The sequence below is a fragment of the Pseudomonas sp. NMI542_15 genome, from assembly GCF_021283425.1.
Classification (GTDB): domain Bacteria; phylum Pseudomonadota; class Gammaproteobacteria; order Pseudomonadales; family Pseudomonadaceae; genus Aquipseudomonas; species Aquipseudomonas fortuita.
Map to the genome: position 1 here is coordinate 20,403 of NZ_JAJSRO010000039.1, position 6,632 is coordinate 27,034.

A 6,632-nucleotide genomic window follows, 5' to 3' on the forward strand; every position below is an offset into this window, starting at 1 on the left:
TACTGCAATCACTGCAAAGCTTGCGGGCATCCCCTGGGACAACCCGTCACCTTGACGCGAGGACCGGCAATTTGTTTGCGCTGGCATTTCGGATACAATCAGAAAAACGATTCAGCCCTGTCGGTCAATTCGACAATAGGCCGAGTCGTTTTCTGGTTCTCTGGCTGCCGAACAATGATCAACAACAAGCCTGCGCTGAAGAACACGGAACACCTGGGCCAGCCACAGGCCCTCCCTCCGTTCTCCTGACTGGAATAGATCAATGTTCAAGAAAGCTGGCAAGACCTTGCTGGGTCTGGCTGTCGCTGCGAGCTTCATGCAAGCGCACGCCGCAGAAACCAAAAAAGTAGACGTGCTGCTGGTCGGCGGCGGCATCATGAGCTCCACCCTGGCCGTGTGGCTGCACGAGCTGGAGCCAAGCTGGTCGATGGAAATGGTCGAGCGCCTGGACGGCGTGGCTGAAGAAAGCTCCAACGGCTGGAACAACGCCGGTACCGGCCACTCCGCGTTGGCCGAGCTGAACTACACCCCGGAAGACAAAGACGGCAACGTCAACATCTCCAAGGCCATCGAAATCAACGAAGCCTTCCAGATTTCCCGTCAGTTCTGGGCCTGGCAGGTCCGTCAGGGCGTGCTGAAGAACCCGCACTCGTTCATCAACACCACACCGCACATGAGCTTTGTGTGGGGCGATGACAACATCAAGTTCCTGAAAAAGCGCTACGACGCGCTGCAGGCCAGCCCGCTGTTCCGCCCGATGCAGTACTCCGAGGACCACGCGCAGATCGCCAAGTGGGTCCCGCTGATGATGGAAGGCCGCGACCCGAACCAGAAGCTGGCCGTGACCTGGACGCCAATCGGCACCGACGTCAACTTTGGCGAGATCACCCGCCAGATGGTTGGCCACCTGAAGACCCAGGACAACTTTGACCTGAAGCTCTCCAGCGAAGTGCAAGACATCACCCGCAACAAGGACGGCTCCTGGCACGTCGAGTACAAGAACCTGAAGGACGGTACTGAATCGGCTACCGATGCCAAGTTCCTGTTCATCGGTGCCGGCGGTGGCGCACTGAAGCTGCTGCAGAAGTCGGGTATTCCTGAAGCCAAGGAATACGCAGGCTTCCCGGTGGGCGGCTCGTTCCTGGTGACCGAGAACCCGACCGTGGCCATGCAGCACATGGCCAAGGCTTACGGCATTGCCTCGACCGGCGCGCCACCCATGTCGGTACCGCACCTGGACACCCGCGTGCTGGATGGCAAGCGCGTGATCCTGTTTGGCCCATTCGCCACGTTCTCGACCAAGTTCCTGAAGAATGGCTCGTACCTGGACCTGCTGAGCAGCACCACCACCCACAACGTGTGGCCGATGACCAAGGTCGGTATCGACCAGTACCCGCTGGTGGAATACCTCGCTGGCCAGCTGATGCTGTCTGACGATGACCGTTTCGAAGCCCTGCGCACCTACTTCCCGAATGCCAAGAAGGAAGACTGGCGCCTGTGGCAGGCCGGCCAGCGTGTGCAGATCATCAAGCGTGATGCCGACAAGGGCGGCGTGCTGAAGCTGGGTACCGAAGTGGTTGCGTCCGAAGACCGTACCATTGCCGGCCTGCTGGGCGCCTCGCCCGGTGCTTCGACTGCTGCGCCGATCATGCTCACCGTGCTGGAAACCGTGTTCAAGGAGAAGGTCGCTACCCCAGAGTGGCAGGCCAAGATCAAACAGATCGTGCCGAGCTACGGCACCAAGCTGAACGACTCGGCAGCGGCCACCCAGAAAGAGTGGAACTACACCGCTGAAGTGTTGCAGCTGGAGAAACCACCGGTGATCGACGCCAGCGTTGACTTCGGTGGCGCGGCAAGCCAGCCGGTTGAAAGCAAGCCTGAGAACGACATGGCGCTGTAATCGGCCATTGTTGTGAAAGAAGCCACGGGGGTGACCTCGTGGTTTTTTTTTGGCGCTTCACTAACCGCCAGGGCGTGCGGCAAACATCATCGCTGGCGCAGGATGCATTCCAGTAGCCCGGGAAACCGCTCGCCCAGCATTTCGCTGCGCAGCGAATTCATGTGGGTGGTCCCCACATTGCGGGTATGTACCAACCCCGCATCACGTAGCACGCGGAAATGGTGGGACATGCTCGACTTGGGCCGCCCCCCGTCCAGCTCGCCACAGCTGGCTTCGGCGACGCCGGCCAGATGGCGGACGATTTCCAGGCGCACGGGGTCGCTGAGCGCATAGAGCAGGCGTTCAAGAATCAGGTCTTCAGCGTTGGGATGTTTATAGGCTCGCATGGCCGACATGATAACGGGGGTTTCACTAATTGCCATAGTTCGATTATGATCGAACAACAGTATTCAGATGAACCCGGAGTTTCCCATGTCCGCACTGTTCGAACCCTATACCCTCAAAGACGTTACCCTGCGTAACCGCATCGCCATTCCGCCGATGTGCCAATACATGGCCGAAGACGGCATGATCAACGACTGGCACCACGTGCACCTGGCCGGCCTGGCCCGTGGGGGGGCCGGCCTGCTGGTGGTCGAGGCCACTGCGGTGGCACCAGAAGGGCGCATCACCCCCGGGTGTGCCGGTATCTGGAGCGATGCTCACGCCCAGGCGTTCGTACCCGTGGTGCAGGCCATCAAGGCTGCTGGTGCCGTGCCGGGCATCCAGATCGCCCACGCCGGGCGCAAGGCCAGCGCCAACCGCCCATGGGAAGGTGACGACCACATCGCTGCCGATGACGCCCGCGGCTGGGAGACCATTGCGCCGTCCGCCATCGCCTTTGGCGCGAACCTGCCGAAAGTGCCACGCGAAATGACGCTGGGCGACATCGCCCGCGTCAAGCAAGATTTCGTCGATGCCGCCCGCCGAGCGCGTGATGCCGGCTTCGAGTGGATCGAACTGCATTTTGCCCACGGTTACCTGGGCCAGAGCTTCTTCTCCGAGCACTCCAACAAGCGTACCGACGCCTACGGTGGCAGCTTCGACAACCGCAGCCGCTTCCTGCTGGAAACCCTGGCTGCGGTGCGTGAAGTGTGGCCAGAGAACCTGCCTTTGACCGCGCGTTTTGGTGTGCTGGAATACGATGGCCGTGACGAGCAGACCCTGGAAGAGTCGATCGAACTGGCGCGCCGCTTCAAGGCCGGTGGCCTTGACCTGCTGAGCGTGAGTGTCGGTTTCACCATTCCCGAGACCAACATCCCGTGGGGCCCGGCGTTCATGGGGCCGATTGCCGAGCGTGTGCGCCGTGAGGCGAAGCTGCCGGTGACTTCGGCGTGGGGCTTTGGCACGCCGCAACTGGCGGAAGGGGCACTGCAGGCCAACCAGCTGGACCTGGTGTCAGTGGGGCGCGCACACCTGGCCGACCCGCACTGGGCGTATTTTGCGGCCAAGGAACTGGGGGTGGAGAAAGCTTCCTGGACCTTGCCGGCGCCGTATGCACACTGGCTTGAGCGTTATCGCTGAGGCTTGGAGGGGCTGCCATGCAGCCCATTCGCGGCACAAGGCCGCTCCTACAGGATAACGCGTGCTCTTTGTAGGAGCGGCCTTGTGCCGCGAATGGGCCGCCCGGCGGCCCCCGAATCTAGAACCGATCCAACCGGTAGGCTCTCACCTCTGGCCCCGCGGCCCGCTCAGTCAACCGCCCCACCCATTCCGCCGTCACCGCCGCCTGGGTCAACCCCAGGTGCTGATGCCCAAACGCCAACAGCACCCGCCCATCGCACACCCTGTCGATCACCGGCAACGAGTCCGGCAACGAAGGCCTGAAACCCATCCACGGTGTTGCCCCGTCGATGCTCAAGTCGTGCCGGAACAACCCCTTGCTCAACCGGTGCAACTGCCACGCCCGTTGCATGCTCGGCGGTGCTTCCAGCCCGGCAAACTCCACCGTGCCAGCCAGGCGCAAGCCTTCGGCCATGGGCGTCATGATGAACTTGCGCTCCAGCGAGGTGACTGCAAACGGCAGGCGCTGGTGCTCACCCGGCAACATCAGGTGGTAGCCACGTTCTGTGTCCAGCGGCACCCGCTTGCCTGTCAGCGCAGCGGTCAGTTTCGCAGAATGGGCACCACAGCTGACAAGCACCTGGCGGGCATTGAGCGTGCCCTGGTCGCTGGCCAGGCTCACGCCGGCACTGTGCAACTGCCCGCCATCGACCTGCGCCTGGACAAAGCGCACGCCGCTGGCCTTGGCCGCCTCGAACAGTTCGCACACTACCCGGTAAGGGTCGATGAAGTGCCCGGTGCGCGGAAAGAACAGCCCGCCCAGCAGTGACGGGCTCAGTTGCGGCGCTGCTTCGCGCACGGTTTCAGCCGACCAGAAGTCCACCGGAACCGCCTGCTGTTGCATGCGGGTGCGCAACGCCTCCAGTGCCTGGCGTGACTCAGGCTTCTCGAACACCAGCAGTGAGCCATCCTCTTGAAACAGTTCGCTGCGCCCGATCGAGCCCAGCAGCCGCTGCCAGGCACCCAGGCTGCCTTCGTTCAGCGTGCGTATGCCGGCCACACTGCGCTGGAACGGCGCCGGGCGCAGGTTGAGCAGCAGGCGGGTGAACCAGGGCAAGGCCTTGGGCAGGTACTTCCAGTCCAGGCGCAGCGGGCCCATCGGGTCTAGCAACATGCGCGGCAGGCGCTTGAGGATCGACAGGTCGGCAATCGGGAACACCTGCTCGGTGGCCAGGTGCCCGGCGTTGCCCCAGGACGCGCCCAGGCCGGGTGACTGACGGTCTACCAGCAGTACCCGGCGGCCCTGGCGGGCCAGTTGCAGGGCACAGGCGACGCCGACAATGCCGGCGCCAACCACGGCAATATCGGCTTCAGGGGTTTGGACCATGCTCAGCCTTCCCGTTTGCCGTCAAGCAGGCGCCGCAGCTGCAGCGGGTTGCCGTGCTTCAGCGCCTGCGGCAGCAGCGCATCGGGGAAGTCCTGGTAGCACACCGGGCGCAGGAAACGCAGGATCGCCGCCGTGCCCACCGAGGTGGTGCGGGCATCGGAGGTGGCCGGGAACGGCCCGCCGTGAACCATGGCATCGCACACCTCGACACCGGTCGGCCAGCCGTTGACCAGAATGCGCCCGGCCTTGCGTTCAAGGGTTGGCAGCAGCGCGCGGGCGCTGTCGATGTCGGCATCGTCCAGTTGCAAGGTCGCGGTCAACTGGCCCTCCAGATGCTCGGCCACTCGGCGTACCTGTTCATCGCTCGCGCAGGCCACCACCAGCGACGCTGCGCCGAACACTTCGGCCTGCAAGGTCGGGTCGGCCAGGAAGGCTTCGGCCTCGGTCACGAACAATTGCGCCTGGCATTGGTTGGGGCCTTGTCCGGCCTGGCCACTGGCCGCCACCCGGGCATTGGCGTTTTCCGCCAGGTCACCGACACCGGCCTGGTAAGCACTGAAGATGCCAGGGGTGAGCATGGTCTGCGCTGTAGCCTGGCGAACGTGCTTGCAGGCGGCGTCGATAAACCGCTGTAACGCCGGGCCTTGGCGGGCGATCACCAGGCCGGGGTTGGTGCAGAACTGGCCGGCACCTTGGGTCAGCGAGGCGACGAAGCCTTGTGCCAGCGCATCGCCGCGGGCCTGCAGGGCCGCCTCGAACAGGAACACCGGGTTGATCGAGCTCATTTCGGCGTACACCGGGATCGGTTCCGGGCGTGCCTGGGTCGCCTGGCACAGCGCGATACCCCCGCTGCGTGAGCCGGTGAAGCCAACGGCCTTGATGCGCGGGTCGCTGACCAGCGCAATGCCGACTTCACGGCCGGAGCCGTACAGCAGCGAGAATACCCCGGCCGGCAAGCCGCACAGCTTCACCGCTTGCGCCACCGCCTGGCCGACCAGTTCGCTGGTGCCCGGGTGGGCGCTGTGGGCCTTGACCACCACTGGGCAGCCAGCAGCCAATGCCGACGCGGTGTCGCCACCGGCCACCGAGAAGGCCAGCGGGAAATTGCTGGCGCCGAATACGGCTACCGGCCCCAGGGCAACCTGGCGCTGGCGCAGGTCGGCGCGCGGCAAGGGCTGGCGGTCTGGCTGGGCGTTGTCCACCCGCACATCCAGCCATTCACCGGCCCGCACTACCCGGGCGAAGGTACGCAGCTGGGTGCAGGTGCGGCCACGCTCACCCTGAATGCGAGCCTTGGGCAGGCCGCTTTCGGCCACGGCGCGGTCGATCAGGGTATCGCCCAGCGCTTCGACCTGCGTGGCGATGGTTTCGAGGAACTGGGCCCGTTGTTCGAGCGTGGTTTCGCGGTAGGCATCGAACGCCGCCCAGGCCAGGGCGCAGGCTTGCGCCACCTGTTCGCCAGTGCCGCCGAGGTAGGCGGGTTCCAGCGCCTGGCCGGTGGCCGGGTCGATGGCGCGGATGGCTTCGCGGCTGCCGGTTACCGGCGTCTGGCCAATCAGCAGGTTGCCTGTGAGGGTCATGTAGCCTCCTTGTGAATCGAATTCGGGTATCAAGGGCGTTGTGGGAGCAACTGTCTTGCTAAATAGCTGGAAGCTTGCGCGATCATTGGGGGAGCGGGCTTGTGCCGCGAACACCGGCAAAGCCGGTGCCAGGCACCGCGTCGCCCGCTTCGCGGGCCAAGCCCGCTCCCACAGAGAACGCGGCGGGGCCTTGGTAATCAGGCGATGTTCTGCTCGGCCGACC

General features: G+C 64.2%; 5 protein-coding genes. 2 read left to right on the plus strand and 3 right to left on the minus strand.

Features of this window, described 5'->3' with window-relative positions; translation table 11 throughout:
- Positions 1-262 precede the first annotated feature (262 nt).
- Positions 263-1,900: a malate dehydrogenase (quinone) gene (gene mqo / locus LU684_RS29575; RefSeq protein WP_016488624.1), complete on the plus strand. Its 1,638-nt coding sequence runs from the start codon at positions 263-265 to the stop codon at positions 1,898-1,900.
- Between the two features lie 86 nt (positions 1,901-1,986).
- Here mqo and LU684_RS29580 read toward each other — a convergent pair whose 3' ends face one another.
- A complete protein-coding gene (locus LU684_RS29580; RefSeq protein WP_016488623.1) occupies positions 1,987-2,322 on the minus strand; it encodes an ArsR/SmtB family transcription factor in 336 nt (111 codons plus the stop codon).
- A 49-nt stretch (positions 2,323-2,371) separates the two neighbouring features.
- On the opposite strand from LU684_RS29580, the gene xenA reads away from it, so the two are divergent.
- The gene (xenA, locus tag LU684_RS29585) at positions 2,372-3,463 is read left to right on the plus strand and encodes a xenobiotic reductase XenA (RefSeq protein WP_016488622.1); all 1,092 of its coding nucleotides are present in this window, start codon (positions 2,372-2,374) and stop codon (positions 3,461-3,463) included.
- Positions 3,464-3,581: 118 nt separating this feature from the next.
- Here xenA and LU684_RS29590 read toward each other — a convergent pair whose 3' ends face one another.
- Complete coding sequence (locus LU684_RS29590; protein ID WP_232895324.1) at positions 3,582-4,829, minus strand: NAD(P)/FAD-dependent oxidoreductase; 1,248 nt, start codon at positions 4,827-4,829, stop codon at positions 3,582-3,584.
- 2 nt (positions 4,830-4,831) lie between these two features.
- Complete coding sequence (locus LU684_RS29595; RefSeq protein WP_232895325.1) at positions 4,832-6,409, minus strand: aldehyde dehydrogenase (NADP(+)); 1,578 nt, start codon at positions 6,407-6,409, stop codon at positions 4,832-4,834.
- Between the last annotated feature and the right edge of the window lie 223 nt (positions 6,410-6,632).